A 14,288-nucleotide genomic window follows, 5' to 3' on the forward strand; every position below is an offset into this window, starting at 1 on the left:
CCCTTATTGACCAAGTAAGGTTTTACCGCTGGTGGATGCTGAACTTGTCGCACCCTGCGCACCTGTTAGTAACGTAGACTTACGACCTGCGGCTGCACGGCGACGACGCATTTCATCATCACGACTACCCGTTACTGCCGCATCTTGTTCTTGAGGTGCTGCCTGAACAGCAGGAGGAGTTGTAATTTTTGGAGTATTGCCAAATGGATTACACATATCGACACACCTTTATAATTAACCAATATTGCATATTAAATTAATAATACATGTTATTTGACAATATTGAAAATTATAACTACCACTTTGGTTATGCAATGCCACTGCATTTTTTCTCGGTATTGTTACCACGACAGCGTGCTTTACCTTAGGACTGTTTGCCCTCTACTCCAGAGGGCTTTTTTTATGCGAATGGATCGTAATCTGAATTGCTGACATTAACGCCAGAATGAGGTGAGGAGTAATTTCTATCTATTTTGGTGACTGGATACGCGAACGTCAGTGCTAGTGCATCACCTTTACCCGGTGAACGACCAAGACGCTTTTTAATTTCTGTTTTATCTTCTAGTACAATCTTGCTATCGATAACACGAACCTTGTATTCACCACATGACAAATCATCTGCGGTTTCCTGATCATCAATAGCCCCACCAATTTTTAACCATGTCTTAACGCTGTTATGCATTTCACCGCGTTTGTTCAGCATTTGTGGATCTGTTGATGCACCACCAAACTTAACTAAACGCCACACGCGTCCCCAACTTGTTCCAATAGAGTGAATGCCGGTACCATACCCAAAGTCGATATGAACAGCGTCAGCCTTGTATTGATCTTCAAAGTCAGCAATACGCTTTGCCATAACAACATCGTCAGTTGTTTTAAAGCCCGTCCACAAGCACTTACTAAATAAACCTTGGCGTAGATAAATGACTGCATCATCAATACCAGAATAGGCAGGGTCAACACCAATAATTACGGGCGCATGAGCAACTTCAGCTTGTGTGACAATGCGTTTCATGGCTTCATCGGTTAAACCTGTTGGAATAAACTGTAGTTCTGATGCTGACGGGAACACACCACGAACACGAACTTTAAAGAAGTCGCTATCTTCGCCGTAGTCCTCTTCCCAATTTTTAATCTGCTCTTTGTTGCTACCTTCAACGGTACGGCTATCAATCTGCTTGGTGTTCCAACGATGTTTAAACTTACGAAAGCACTCACGAAAGCGCCCTGTGTTACGGGTTGGGTTACCAAATGCTATCCAAATGATTTCGGTACCTTCATCCGTTAACGCCCCTTCTGCAACTTCCCATACCAGATCAGCAATGTTAGACGCTTCATCAAACACGAGGATAATACGCTTGCCTTTGTTGTGAAGCCCTGCAAATGCCTCCGTGTTGTTCTCTGACCAAGGTACCGCATCAGCACGCCAAGCATTAGCATGATTAGGATCGTTTGAATAGATAGCTGTCTTAGTGCAAGTAAACCAATTATTGGTAAGTGATAGACGTTGCCACTTCGCTATTTCTGGCCACGTTTTAGTGCGTAGCTGATTTTCAGTGTTGGCAGTGACGACGACCTTACAATCTTCGCAGGTATCCATACCCCACTTGATGATCATTGAAATAAATGCCGATTTACCGATACCGTGACCAGAAGCACGAGCAAGTAACAATGGCTGGTGGCGTGTCTTTGGATTGCGTAGATGTTCACCGATTTCATTTAATGCTTCGGCTTGCCACTGACGAGGACCATTGTATTCTTCAAGCTCTCCACCAGCTTCACCCCACGGAAACGCGTAATACGCATAACCTAATGGATCATGCGTAAATGATGCGATATCTTCTATGAGTTGTTCTTCTGGTGACTTCTGTAAAGCTTCTGACATTACTCAACGCTCCCTTGCTGAGCACGTTTACGAGCAGATGCCAACTTATCAGCCAATGATACATTTACATCGACCTGTACTCTGTCTCTAAAAGCATTGATATCAACATGCTTACCAATCAGTTCAAGCACCTTGATTTTATCCAGTAACTTTACTTTTTTAATGCGTGTATCACCGTCAATATCAATGATATCGAATGCAGCAACACTTTTACGCCAAATAGGTGACCATTCAGATATTGGTTTAATATCGCCTTTCTCATTGAGAATATCAGCAATATCCGCATCAAGCATATCGACCAAGCGCTTGAGAACATTGTCAGCACTCATCTTGGTGCGCTTATTACGCTGTTGCATAAGTTGTGCGATACGCTCTTGAATACGGGGATCAGCCATTAGCTGTGATGCGCGCTTGCAAGCACTGCCAGAAGCATATCCAGCAGAGATTGCAGCATCAGTTTGATTATCGGGGGATTTGATATATTCCTGACAGAAACGTTCCATCTTGTCGTTGATAGGCGTTGGCTGTCGTGCAGGTTTCTTTCTTGGTCTTTTGATAGTCATAATGATGATCCACTAACATTGCTCACAAAAAATCCACCATTGTCTCGCGTATAAAATTTATGAACCTCATTTTTTACACGGAGATACCCAAATTTATAATTATTCTTCATTTCAAGATCTAACGAATCAATTATATGTAGCGATAATGGTATTATTTCTTGAGTAGGTTTTGCAATTAACAATGTGGTAACCATTTCTTTTAATTCATCAACATCATCCTTTTTTATAATAGAAACAATACTATTCATAACATCTCTTAAGGCGTAGATTTGCATATTTAAGTCAAACAATAAATCAGTTAAAGTCTTATCAACTTTAGACGCCTCAATTAATACTGAATAATTAAACATTTCTGGCATCTCAGGTCTATGAATAGTATAAACTTCAGTTCCGTCCTTACTATTAAACACTACAGTTTTCCAATTTCCTTCTTTTGATTTCTCTATATTCACGCTGTGAATCATTTCATTTTTTTCATATAAATCAGTTATATAATATAATTGCTGAAGTAGATTGAAAGCCACATTACTTGCTATATCTCTAACCGCCAATATGGTATTATTCTTATTCTCCAGTTTGATTTTCATTTCATTTTTAATTTTAGTTTCAAACTGGCTTACTGATACCTCGGTAATTTTACCTATCTCTCTAAATGTATTATTGGCTATATTATTAGATTCTATCGTTGATTTTTCTGATTTCTCTATTGATTCTTGCGTTGTTCTAAGTGATGCCCGAGTATAAAAAATAGATATAACACCAATAACTGTAGTGAAACACAGTGAGATAATAGCAATAATGATTGCCCAATCAATATCGCTACTCATAGTAGTCACATCCAGCATCAGGTCGGAAAAAAAATTTGAAATGCAATATATATTTTCCATAGTAAACCTTAATCTGATAGTAATCAGTTTATTCTACCTTCAACATCATTTCACGCCAGCCCTTTGTTACCCAACATTTAGCATCACCAGATAAACAGCATTGCTGAACGGGTAATTGTTCACCACAACGCTCACACTTGCGCTTAGATAGCTCCTCAGCTTGTCGTTTATACTCGGCATCATCTTTACGAATAAGCATCTGCAAGTATTCAACAACATCATACGGTTCACGACCAGGCCTACGCAGAACACAATTACGCTGTAACATCTCCAGCTCTTGATTATCCACCAGCAATTCAATCTTTGTTACACCAAGCTCCTTTTGGCGCTTACGTTGTAGTGCCTTACGTTCAGCAGGTGATTTAGCCATTTACTAACTCCTTTGGCACATCGACTTCACCACCTAACACCACAGCGACAGTAGCACGACAAATTGCCTCTTGAGGTGTATCACCATCGTAATAATCATCTTGTAAGTAATTACAGATAGCAGACCATGCAATTTGATAATGTCCGAAATCGTTACTCAACATCTCATTGATAAGTTCGATAGCGTAAGTCTCAATAAACTCACCACACTTTAACCAGTCGCTAGATGGGCTATATACGCAGTTATTAGCATCAACAATAAACTCTTTATAAATACGAACATCAACGCCAACGGCTTTACCTACCGCCCAATCAAGCGCTAATCCTTTTAGTTTTGAGGTTTTAATTTTCATCATTTGCCTTTGCGTGACATGTCACGATTGTTTGATTTGTTGAATAAGTCTAATAGCATCAATTTCTTGACTCATAATTTCTTCCCAAACTCATTCAACGATTAATTAACTCAGTCACGAACTTAACGAATGGTAATAAGTTCATGATTTTCTGTATTTTCAGGTAACGTTACCCCTATCTTTCCCTGCTCACCCCAAAGCTTTGACGCGCTGATATTCCACACCCTGCAATCTTCATCAAAGATGGCGTCCATAACGGCTTTAATCAGGTTATCGACATCAGGACGTTGCTGGTGGGGTTTTCCATTCATCTCAATGCGTTTTTTCTTACTCCATGATTTAGGCATAGGGATAACAAACGTTAGGTGAGCACCGCTTTCCGGTAACGTAAAATGGTTAGCTCTCATCTCGTCACAAAAAGCGTGGTACTTAACGACAACGGGTCTTTTCTTCCATGCGTCACGCTGTGTCATACGTGGCTTTGGTACAGGATTGATATAATAAATTTGCTGTTTCATGCACGTACCGCCACCAGCATTGCGTTCATACGGTTATGAATATCAGCAATCTTTCCATGCTGTAACGGTGGTAAGCTCTTTCTGACGTAGGTTAGTGAACCTTTCTGACAGATAACATACTTATCCGTAGGTTTTGCTGGCTTCTTGGTCATTAGAGAGGCTTCTTTTTTGATATCTAAATCACGTAGACGCTCCATGTAATCAGGCGCTAGCGTGTATACATAACCAATTCCGACTACCGCTCTGCGCTCAACAACGGCGCATTCAATCAACTTGATCAACGCATAATTGGTCGTTGAGCGATTTTTCTTACCATCAAGCTCTGAGGCAATCTCGGTTATTTCGTTAACTGATAGCGGTTTTTTCTTGTCATGTAATATTTCAACAACTAAATCCTGCATAAATTTCATATACGATAACCCTTAATAGATTAATCATTACGCTTAATATATCCAATTTGGTCATGTTTTCAAGTATAAAAAAACAGAGTTTTTAATTAAACTCATACCCACTTAAAACGCTCTCAAATCGTCTATACGCTGTTTTCACTACTCAGACACCCAATCGCATACCTATAACAAATAAAACTCACCAGTGTTTATTACGCTAAGAATTTTGATATCCAATAAACCTCATGCCGATTTATGTTTACGTTTTTCAGCATTTTCTAATAAATCCATCCATGCAGGTCTCGGTCTGGTTTTATCTTCAAGTCTTAACGTGGGTTTAGGTATTACCTCTCCTCGTTGTACTCGCTCAGACCACATACGGATCATTTTATTTAATCGCTTCTCAACCTCCGCTTCTGTCAACCTAAGGTCGTATACCTTTTGCCTAAGGTCAGTGAAGATCCAATACTGTACCGGATGTCTAAATGGGTACATCTCAGCACTATGGTAATTGCATCGTCTTGCTAGGTATTTATTGAAATCTCTCAGCATTTCATCAAATGGAATTCCAAAAGCATTAGTGTCTACCAGCTTGTCAGAAAGCATTGAAATGACATCAGATAACTCTGGTGGCCACGGATTACCATTGCTACAACGCTCAATGCAGAATTTAAATATCAAATCGAATTGATCGTTATTCAATCCGCTGAGTGCTCGTTTCCACATCAATGAGGGTTCCGTCCCGTTCTTGTTTGTCCATTTCTCCCCATAGAACTCCGTCATTTGTAGCCAAAGAGTCGAGATACTCTTGCCCATGTTTTTCTCTGATTTTGTGTTCCACGAGTTGTACGGCTCTTGATTTGCCACTGTTTGGATCGAATTTAAATTCTGATTTGCCATTATTATTTACTCCAGTATTGCTGTTATTCGCTTTAGCACGTTGGAATTTAATACTTTTTGCCAATGCCATTTCCCATTGTTCGTGATGTTTAGCTTTCCCCTCGGATTTCCAGTACGTAATAAATTCGGCAAGTTCAGTTGGTTTAACTGGCTCTGTTAAAGTGCATCCCCAAAAAGCAGATTTACGTAAAAAATCGCTATCAGGTTCCCATTCATCAAACATCACAAATTTACCGTCAACGCTAAAACCACCAGCAGGAACTCTGTCATTTAAAATGGCATTATCCACATCAGGCAAATTTCCTTCGCGCGTGTTACAGAGAGTTGTTTTAATACTTCCTTTCCCTTCCTTTCCTAAAGGTAGTCCTACCGTATCGCTACCGTAGTCATACGGTAGTAGGTTCATCTCTTTGATTTTACTTGGCGTTTTCTTGTTTACGACTTGATGTTTTGTGAAATTATTTATTAATCCAAAGTGCTTCCCATTTTGGGCAGAAAATAAGCTGATATAGCCACAGTTGGAAAGCTCCTGTAGTAGTACCGGAATACTACGGGAGGTTTCACGTATTGGAAAAACAGCCGCTTTTATTAGCTTTGGATTAGCATTGAAATAGCCTTCATCGTCAGCGTAATTTAATAACCCTATTGCCAATAAACACGCTGACTCAGATATTTCAGCCATATCCTCATCAGTCCAAAATGTTGGCTTAATAGTCCTGATACGGGCCATATCACCCCCTGATATTGTCTTCATAAGCAATATTTCTATTACGAGCCATCTTTAATAATCGGCTGACTTCTTTTCTGTAGTTGGATGAATTAATTGCGGAACATTCAACACAAACACCATTACTGGTAAAACGCTCAGAATCATGACCATGTCTACATAATTTTCCCGTATAGAAACGACTTAGACCATTTTCAATGGCTTGCTTTCTAGTCACAATTTTCATCATCACCTCTTTTTCTATGATTAGTTAGCAATAAGATTATCCATTATTTTAAAATAGATCAACCTAAAAAGATTTATTGGTTATCAATAAAAAAATTAAGGACCACCGAAGTGATCCTTATCTATAAACAGCCTTTGAATTATTATCGAATAAAGAAATTGATTAATTGCTCTCTGGTTGTATCTGCACCGAACTCAACACAAATATCATATAACTTATTGAGTTTACTTAGTGAAGGCTTACGTTTTGCATAGCGTAGCTGATGTGATAGATACAATTGGCTATATCCCGTTCTTTGAGAAAATGCTTCTCTTTGCTTAATCGTTAAGCTATTCCAAAATTTTTTAAAGTCGAAAACTTCCATAATTTCACCAATTTGATTAACCAATAAATAATAGTAACCGTTTAGGTACTTTACCAAAAGGGTTATTTGTTTGTTTAATACACCATAACTTAATCAAATTTGTATAAAGAATAGACACCAAAGGACTTGGAGAAATGAAAAGCATTGCTGAAATTAGAAAAGATAACCTGATTTATATTATTGAACGCTACTACAACGGCAAACAAAAATTACTGGCTGATGCGTTAGGCGTAGCACCAAGTATGATCTCTCGTTACCTATCACCAAAAGATTTAAAAAGTCATCGTGAACTCACCGATCCAATGTCACGCAAAATTGAATATGTGACTAGAATTAGCAAATATTGGATGGATGTAGACCACTTAAAAGAAGGTCATGCGGAGTCAGAAAAAGAAGAATATATTCCGACTGAAATTGGCAAGATACTCTCAGATAACATCACAACATTCATGTTAAATGATGGAATAAAATCAAGAGTTAAGCTTTCTGTCGATTCAGGGCTAGCACAATCAACGGTTAACCGCATTATCAATTGTGAAGCCAGCGCCACCGCTGAAAGCATTGATGCTATTGCAAAAGCAATGGGTCGCCAAGCCTATGAATTACTAATCCCTAAAAATGATAAAGGCACTATTAACTATGATAGAAGAGCCTATTCAAAACTTCCCGCCAGCGAACAAGCTGCTATTGAAAACTTCATTGAATTTATCATTAATAAAAACCAGCCTATCTCCCACGACTAACCCTCTCCATTAAAAAGAAGTCATATCTTGGCTTCTTTTTACTCTTAATAAATCATTAAATTTCATAGTGATAAAAACAAACATAACCATATTGGTGATTTATTTGTTTTTCATGGTTGACAATGGTTAATTTGTGGTTATTATTAAAAGCATAAGTTAACCAATACGGTTAATTTGTTCTTTAACAATATGGATAAAAGAGACTGATTTTTTAATGCGCTCAGACATAACCAATTTGGTGATTAGTCATGATCTTTTATATCAAAGACGGTAAGCATGTATTTACCTTATCTGGCTTAAATGAGTCACAGTCATTTGACAATTTTAAAGCCGGTATTGAGTGGGCTTATGTAAGAAAGCTCGCATTACAAACAGAACAATTAGTAGGTAAACAAAATGTCAGACACTAAGCACTTAAATGTGTTGATTGCAAAAGCTCTTTTACTTAACCAAGATATTAGTGATAGCGAACAAGTAGATGCGCTAACAGCTCATATCAATGGTGATATTGAAAAAGAAGAGTTTAAGCAATATGACCACTTTATTAATATCACGCTACTTGCACTTTCATTGGTTCCTAATATCAGCAGTGAACTCAGTGAAGAGCAAATCGTTAACGCTATTATGTCATTTATTGATAACCCTGATATGCGTAGCGTTCGTCATAGAGTTAATCACTTTAACTCATTAATAAATCCAAAAACCGCCTCAATTGAGGTAGAAAAAAAGGAAGTACCTCAGGACGAGGTGATTTTTCATGTCAGCAATAATAACCAAAACGGTCAACACAAAGAAACGGAAGATATTCCACAGGAAGAAAATGACCAACCTGCTTATTTTGAACCTGGTCGTTATCCCGATATTCCTAACGAGGTGTATCACAGTTCAAACGGTATCAGTAGTTCGATGTTAAAAGATGCTCGTATTAGTTTGATGTATTACGAGTTACGCCATGTAACAAAAGTTATTGAGCGTGAAAATAAGCGTTGTTTCGACTTAGGTAGCGCATTTCACACGTTAACAATGGAACCTGAAAAGTTTGATACTGAATTCAGTGTTAAGCCAATTATTCCAGAGGGTGCCTTTACAACAACGGAAACAATGAAGTCATGGATTGACGAATACAACAATAAGTTGCCTAAGAAGCTCTCACAAGATGAGTTAAAAGCAATTATTGAAGAACATAATGCCACTCTGACACCGCAACTTTCCACCAGCGGAAAAGCCGAAGAGCTAGGTCAGATATACATGCAGTTACCCGATGAATTTAAAGCCATTCCAGAGGATGGGAAATTCACAGGTGCAGCAATGAAAGCCTGTATCAAAGCCTATAACGATACTTTGCCAACACCATTGAAAACCTCAGGTAATACCGACGCATTACTTGAGCAGATATACCACCACATCAACCCCGAATTATATTTGTCAGAAGTAAGTAAGCCTGAGCCACTTAGAAAACCCGTCAAAAAAGATGACCTCATGCAGGTTATTAAAGAAGTGAACCCTGATGCTGTATTTGAAGATGAAATCATTAGCCAATGGCTTAGTGATGATTCAAAAATTCATGTTCAAACCGTTGACTATGAAATGGCAAATAACATGCGTAGCGCTGTTATGAACCACAAAGAAGCATCCAGTTTATTAAACCACCCTAACCGCGTATCAGAAGTGAGCTACTACGGCATTGATGAAGATACTGGTCTTGAAATTCGTGTTCGTCCTGATATCGAAATTCAAACAGAAAATAACCGATTAGGTTTTGACCTCAAATCAGTAGCACTTGGTCGATTTAAACAAGATGCCATTGAATCCATGATCCGCAGAGAAATCATTAATCGCGATTATCACATCAGTGCAGCTATGTATTGTGATGTAGCAATGCTGGATCAGTTCTTCTGGATATTCGTTAACAAAGATGAGCATTACCACTGGGTTGCTATCGTTGAAGCCTCTCCTGAATTACTTGAACTGGGTCGTGCTGAGTACAAAAAGACACTGCGTGATATCCGTGAAGCTATGGATACAGGATATTGGCCAGCGCCTATCACCACTACTCTCACTATCGATATCACTGACTTTGAGCAGAGAAAGTTAGAAGAACTGCAAAACGAAGTCGCTTAATAAAACTGCGCTTGAACAATCAGGCGCACGTTTGGAGTAAATATTATGTCAGAAGTAGCAACTCTCGAAAGAAATCAATCAGTAATGAATAACACATCATTACTTTTTAATCCTGAATCATTAGACCGTATTGTCAAATTTGCGGAGCTAATGGCATCAGGTACAGCAACGGTGCCAAGACATCTGCAAGGTAAACCATCTGATTGTCTTGCTATCACAATGCAGTCCGCACGTTGGGGAATGGATCCTTTCGTTGTCGGTCAAAAAACTCATGTCATCAATGGTGTGCTTGGTTATGAAGCCCAATTAGTAAATGCAGTTATTACCAGTTCAAATGCTGTTGTAGGTCGATTCCATTACAAATACGGTGGCGACTGGGAAAAGATTGTAGGCATGAAAGATAAACGTGATGAATCGGGTTTATTTATTGAAGTCGGTGCAATTTTAAGAGGTGAAGAAGAAATTACATGGGGTGAGCCTGTTTACCTTGCTGACGTACAGACGAGAAACTCACCACTTTGGAAAACAATGCCTAAGCAACAAATCGCGTATCTCGCTGTAAAATATTGGGCCCGTCTTTATTGCCCTGAAGTTATCCTAGGTGTGTATACACCAGAAGAACTTGAAGATCGTCCGATTAAAGACATCACCCCACCGAAAGAACGTGTAAGCATTAATGAAATCACTACCCAGAAACAATCAAATAATGCTGAACCTGTAAAAGAAGCTCAAGGCGAGTTTATACCTAAGTTCGATGCGCAAGCATTTAGATTAGCTATTGATGATGTTCAAACTGTCGAAGAAGCTAAAAATATTCGTGCAGAAATTGAGAACTTAAAAAATGAAATGGGGATCAACCTGTTTACTGAATTAAAAAATAAAGCAGTACAGGCATACCACCGCATTGATGCACGTAATGCCTTAGAAGCTTCTATCAACTCACTTCCTGAATCTGGCTCACCAGAAGCCACAGAAGCATTTGAAAAAGTAGACAAGCTACTAAAATCAAGCAAAAGAAAACTTGGTGATGAATTATACGAGTCTTTCTCTATCACACTTGATGATATGCGCCCTGAATACCAGTGATCCTATTTAAAGCGGAGCGATACAGCTCCGCAAGGAGTTTAAATATGAATATTAAATTACCTATCAACCCTATTCGTATGCCTGCTGTTTTAAAGCTAACAGGACTTTCTCGCTCAACTATTCGCACTTTAGAGAAGAAAGGTGATTTTCCAAAGCGTATGTATTTGTCGGTGCGCTGTGTTGCTTGGGAAGCGGAAGAAGTAGATGAGTGGTTGAAAAAACGTTCTCAATCAAGAGAGACACCTAAGTGTTACACCGAACGTAAGCGTAATGAAGCTGGTCAGTTTGTGAGTAACGCCTAACCCCTACCCGTTAACCAAAGAACTCAGTGTAAGGATGCAATGAAGAGGAATGACGATGAAACATCCATCAATTATACAAATTAGCAACGATAGTATTCAAACGCTACTAATGAAAGGGGAGCATACCGCCAACGAGGTGATTAATTCAGCCATTGAGTCTGGAGAAATAGATGAGAGTGACCGCCAATTTTGGGAAAAACACAACAAGGTAGATATTTGTTATTTCAAAGCAGTTCCCAAGCCTGGTTATTCAGCGTATTACCATGAATCAAGCAAAGATGTTAAAAGTGCATTTTTAGCAACGGCTGTCATGGTTTATTGGTAAGGATGCAATGCGGAAGAATGAATATGAAAGACAGAATCAAGTTTAACGATGTAATGCTAAAGGCTGTCATAGATGGCAGAAAAACACAGACACGCAGGCCAATTAAACCACAACCAAAAGTAACCGAAGATGGGTTACGCTATCTTAGTGCATGGCAAGATGGTTACACACTATCAGAGCAAGTATGCGCAGCATGGCGGCATGGATTTGTTGATGTTGATTGCCCGTATGGTGAGATTGGCGACATTATCAACATTGCAAACAAGGACGGTAATATCAAAGGAAAAATTGAAATTACTGATGTTTGGGTTCAGCAAGTAAACAATATCAGCGAAAGTGATGCAGAAGCCGAGGGATTTAACGGGAAATTAAATGCACATACTTCTTACTTTGCTGTGGAATGGATTGCAATATATGGAATTGATAGCTGGGTAAATAACGAATGGGTATGGGTGATTGAGTTTTACTATATAAAGAAGTAAAGTCATAGTAATGTAATTCTGAAAAATATTTATCAACAGTATGAAAAATAAATGTATAAAACTTTATCGAAAGCTATTTTCACATACGCCTTCCGTGCGAGAAGATATCGATCTGCTATCCGATGAGCACTATAGAAACAAGGAGTATAATTTTTATTTTATATCATCAGCATCCTTATCAATAATTTCAGCAACTTTTTTTATAGGAATGCTTAGTTTTAATTTTAAAACAGCCAGTATGATTGAGTTAGTGGAAATATATTTATCAATATTCTTCTTTTCCATGTCTCTTTCATTAAACTCATTTTTTATTTTTTCATTATTTATATCTTCTGGTGATGAACTTGACAAAATAAAAATAATAATTTTTAAGTATAGAGTTTTTGGATTGTTTAAGTTGTTATCATTTATATTTCCTTTTCTTGGGATGTTTTTTCTAATATCATATTTCAGTTTTTTAATTGCAATTTTCTCATTAATTAGTTTTTTTGTTATGAATTATTGTTATGAAAGGTTAATAATGAAAGCAAAAAAAAGAGCAAAAAAAATTTGAAACGATGCCCTGCACTAGCAGGGTTTTTTATACCTAAAATTCAGAGGATACAATGAAGCCAATACTTGATATGTGCTGTGGCTCTCGTATGTTTTATTTTGATAAACAAGACGACCGAGTTTTATTTAATGATATTAGAGCAGAAGAACATATTTTATGTGATGGAAGAATTTTAAATATAACACCAGATATTATTTCTGATTTTAAAAATCTTCCATTTCCTAATAATACATTTTATCAAGTGCTATTTGATCCACCTCATTTAATTAGAGTTGGCAAAAATAGCTGGATGTTTAAAAAATACGGTTCGTTAAATAAAGACTCATGGAAAGAAGATTTAAAAAAAGGATTTACTGAAGCATTTCGTGTGTTAAAGCCAAATGGAACCTTATTGTTTAAGTGGAATGAAACTCAAATATCCGTTAAACAAATATTAGCTTTAACCAATGAAAAACCAACTGCCGTTCAGCGTGTAGGGAAAAACGATAAAACACACTGGATAGCATTTTATAAAGGGAACGAATGAAAAAATATGACCTTATATATTGTGATCCTCCGTGGGATTACAAAAATAAAGTTTCAAACGGTGCTGCTAAAAATCATTATCCAACAACATCCCTCTTCAATTTAACTCATATCCCTATTCACTCTATTGCATCTGATAACGCAGTTCTTGCCATGTGGTATACAGGTAATTTTGTACTCGAGGCTATTAAATTAGCTGAAGCTTGGGGCTTTAAAGTCCGCACAATGAAAGCTTTTACATGGGTTAAGTTTAACCCTTTAGCATGGCAACGAATTGATAAAGCTATTAAAAACAGCGAGTTATTTAATTATCACGACCTGTTTGAACTATTAGATGCTGAAACAAAAATGAATGGAGGTAACTACACCAGAGCCAATAGTGAAGATGTTTTAATCGCTACTCGAGGCAATGGATTACAGCGCATTAGTGCTAGCGTTAAGCAAATCGTATTTAGTTGTTTAGGTGAGCATAGCGAAAAACCGTGGGAAGTAAAAAACCGTCTTGAACAGTTGTACGGTGATGTAAATCGCATTGAGCTATTCGCTCGTAACATGTCACAAGGTTGGGATGCATGGGGCAATCAATGTCCTAACAACAGTATCGAACTTATCAATTCTCATTTTATTTGTAAGGAATAAATATGCCTGATATCGCAGATGATGCTAATGACTTAACGGCTCTACAAATCAACACCGCATTAGCAAACAGAGAGCCACCGGCCAAAAGCTTAACTGGATTTTGTATCTGGTGTCGTGAAGAGCCTGTAACAGAGAACAGCGCTTACTGCTCTAAAGAGTGTGGGGATGATCACGCTCAGTACAAAAGGAAAAACGGCTAATGATTATTTTACTCACATTATTAGCTGTGTACTTATGGCTTGCTGGATACCTGTTTTCAGAATCTAAGCACGAAAGCGACAATATAAAAGATATTGTGGCCAGACTGTTTTACTCAACAATCTGGCCTATT

At 38.0% G+C, this 14,288-nt stretch carries 23 protein-coding genes; 10 read left to right on the top strand and 13 right to left on the bottom strand.

Annotated elements, in window-relative coordinates; genetic code table 11:
* Positions 1-3: 3 nt before the first annotated feature.
* The 12 genes from D7029_RS10985 to D7029_RS11040 all read right to left on the bottom strand — a co-directional run bounded on the left by D7029_RS10985 (position 4) and on the right by D7029_RS11040 (position 7,181).
* A complete protein-coding gene (locus D7029_RS10985; protein WP_004243356.1) occupies positions 4-216 on the bottom strand; it encodes a hypothetical protein in 213 nt (70 codons plus the stop codon).
* Positions 217-400: 184 nt separating this feature from the next.
* A complete protein-coding gene (locus tag D7029_RS10990; RefSeq protein WP_194950695.1) occupies positions 401-1,885 on the bottom strand; it encodes a terminase in 1,485 nt (494 codons plus the stop codon).
* Positions 1,885-2,448, bottom strand: a complete 564-nt coding sequence (locus D7029_RS10995; RefSeq protein WP_080047821.1) for a terminase small subunit — start codon at positions 2,446-2,448, stop codon at positions 1,885-1,887. Before D7029_RS10995 ends, D7029_RS10990 begins: the two co-directional genes overlap by 1 nt.
* Positions 2,445-3,275, bottom strand: a complete 831-nt coding sequence (locus D7029_RS11000; protein WP_194950696.1) for a hypothetical protein — start codon at positions 3,273-3,275, stop codon at positions 2,445-2,447. The genes D7029_RS10995 and D7029_RS11000 overlap by 4 nt, the downstream gene beginning before the upstream one ends.
* Before the next feature lie 88 nt (positions 3,276-3,363).
* On the bottom strand, positions 3,364-3,705 hold the full coding sequence (locus D7029_RS11005) for a hypothetical protein (protein ID WP_194950697.1): 342 nt from the start codon (positions 3,703-3,705) through the stop codon (positions 3,364-3,366).
* A complete protein-coding gene (locus D7029_RS11010; protein ID WP_194950698.1) occupies positions 3,698-4,060 on the bottom strand; it encodes a phage protein NinX family protein in 363 nt (120 codons plus the stop codon). The genes D7029_RS11005 and D7029_RS11010 overlap by 8 nt, the downstream gene beginning before the upstream one ends.
* A 119-nt stretch (positions 4,061-4,179) precedes the next feature.
* Positions 4,180-4,575 carry a RusA family crossover junction endodeoxyribonuclease gene (locus D7029_RS11015; protein WP_063073783.1) on the bottom strand — a complete coding sequence of 132 codons (396 nt, stop codon included), beginning with the start codon at positions 4,573-4,575 and terminating at the stop codon, positions 4,180-4,182.
* A complete protein-coding gene (locus tag D7029_RS11020; RefSeq protein ID WP_194950699.1) occupies positions 4,572-4,985 on the bottom strand; it encodes a hypothetical protein in 414 nt (137 codons plus the stop codon). Before D7029_RS11020 ends, D7029_RS11015 begins: the two co-directional genes overlap by 4 nt.
* A gap of 222 nt (positions 4,986-5,207) precedes the next feature.
* Complete coding sequence (locus D7029_RS11025; RefSeq protein WP_194950700.1) at positions 5,208-5,690, bottom strand: replication protein P; 483 nt, start codon at positions 5,688-5,690, stop codon at positions 5,208-5,210.
* Positions 5,659-6,594, bottom strand: coding sequence for a DnaT-like ssDNA-binding domain-containing protein (locus D7029_RS11030; protein WP_194950701.1), 936 nt, complete (start codon positions 6,592-6,594; stop codon positions 5,659-5,661). The genes D7029_RS11025 and D7029_RS11030 overlap by 32 nt, the downstream gene beginning before the upstream one ends.
* A gap of 1 nt (position 6,595) precedes the next feature.
* The gene (locus D7029_RS11035) at positions 6,596-6,817 is read right to left on the bottom strand and encodes a hypothetical protein (protein ID WP_004250866.1); all 222 of its coding nucleotides are present in this window, start codon (positions 6,815-6,817) and stop codon (positions 6,596-6,598) included.
* 142 nt (positions 6,818-6,959) lie between these two features.
* Positions 6,960-7,181, bottom strand: coding sequence for a hypothetical protein (locus D7029_RS11040; protein WP_228766670.1), 222 nt, complete (start codon positions 7,179-7,181; stop codon positions 6,960-6,962).
* Positions 7,182-7,315: 134 nt separating this feature from the next.
* Here D7029_RS11040 and D7029_RS11045 point away from each other — a divergent pair, with 134 nt between their 5' ends.
* From D7029_RS11045 to D7029_RS11075, 7 genes are all read left to right on the top strand, one after another.
* Positions 7,316-7,924 (top strand): hypothetical protein, encoded by a 609-nt coding sequence (locus D7029_RS11045; protein ID WP_004243373.1) that lies wholly within the window; start codon positions 7,316-7,318, stop codon positions 7,922-7,924.
* 248 nt (positions 7,925-8,172) lie between these two features.
* Positions 8,173-8,334: a hypothetical protein gene (locus tag D7029_RS11050; protein ID WP_004243375.1), complete on the top strand. Its 162-nt coding sequence runs from the start codon at positions 8,173-8,175 to the stop codon at positions 8,332-8,334.
* Entirely contained in the window at positions 8,321-10,045 is a 1,725-nt protein-coding gene (locus tag D7029_RS11055; RefSeq protein WP_194950702.1) for a PD-(D/E)XK nuclease-like domain-containing protein, read from the top strand. Before D7029_RS11050 ends, D7029_RS11055 begins: the two co-directional genes overlap by 14 nt.
* A 45-nt stretch (positions 10,046-10,090) precedes the next feature.
* On the top strand, positions 10,091-11,131 hold the full coding sequence (locus D7029_RS11060) for a RecT family recombinase (RefSeq protein WP_194950703.1): 1,041 nt from the start codon (positions 10,091-10,093) through the stop codon (positions 11,129-11,131).
* Positions 11,132-11,175: 44 nt separating this feature from the next.
* A complete protein-coding gene (locus D7029_RS11065) occupies positions 11,176-11,433 on the top strand; it encodes a helix-turn-helix transcriptional regulator (RefSeq protein ID WP_194950704.1) in 258 nt (85 codons plus the stop codon).
* A 55-nt stretch (positions 11,434-11,488) separates the two neighbouring features.
* On the top strand, positions 11,489-11,758 hold the full coding sequence (locus D7029_RS11070) for a hypothetical protein (RefSeq protein ID WP_194950705.1): 270 nt from the start codon (positions 11,489-11,491) through the stop codon (positions 11,756-11,758).
* A 23-nt stretch (positions 11,759-11,781) separates the two neighbouring features.
* Positions 11,782-12,240 carry an ASCH domain-containing protein gene (locus D7029_RS11075; protein ID WP_194950706.1) on the top strand — a complete coding sequence of 153 codons (459 nt, stop codon included), beginning with the start codon at positions 11,782-11,784 and terminating at the stop codon, positions 12,238-12,240.
* 153 nt (positions 12,241-12,393) lie between these two features.
* Here D7029_RS11075 and D7029_RS18990 read toward each other — a convergent pair whose 3' ends face one another.
* Positions 12,394-12,525, bottom strand: coding sequence for a hypothetical protein (locus tag D7029_RS18990; RefSeq protein WP_258165033.1), 132 nt, complete (start codon positions 12,523-12,525; stop codon positions 12,394-12,396).
* 320 nt (positions 12,526-12,845) lie between these two features.
* On the opposite strand from D7029_RS18990, the gene D7029_RS11080 reads away from it, so the two are divergent.
* The 3 genes from D7029_RS11080 to D7029_RS11090 are packed head-to-tail and all read left to right on the top strand — an operon-like array spanning position 12,846 to position 14,157.
* Entirely contained in the window at positions 12,846-13,319 is a 474-nt protein-coding gene (locus tag D7029_RS11080) for a class I SAM-dependent methyltransferase (protein ID WP_194950707.1), read from the top strand.
* Complete coding sequence (locus tag D7029_RS11085; protein ID WP_194950708.1) at positions 13,316-13,957, top strand: MT-A70 family methyltransferase; 642 nt, start codon at positions 13,316-13,318, stop codon at positions 13,955-13,957. Before D7029_RS11080 ends, D7029_RS11085 begins: the two co-directional genes overlap by 4 nt.
* A 2-nt stretch (positions 13,958-13,959) precedes the next feature.
* Complete coding sequence (locus D7029_RS11090) at positions 13,960-14,157, top strand: hypothetical protein (RefSeq protein ID WP_036936127.1); 198 nt, start codon at positions 13,960-13,962, stop codon at positions 14,155-14,157.
* The last annotated feature ends 131 nt before the right edge of the window (positions 14,158-14,288 follow it).

The sequence above is a fragment of the Proteus vulgaris genome (genome assembly GCF_016647575.1).
In the GTDB taxonomy this organism is placed as follows: Bacteria; Pseudomonadota; Gammaproteobacteria; order Enterobacterales; family Enterobacteriaceae; genus Proteus; species Proteus mirabilis_B.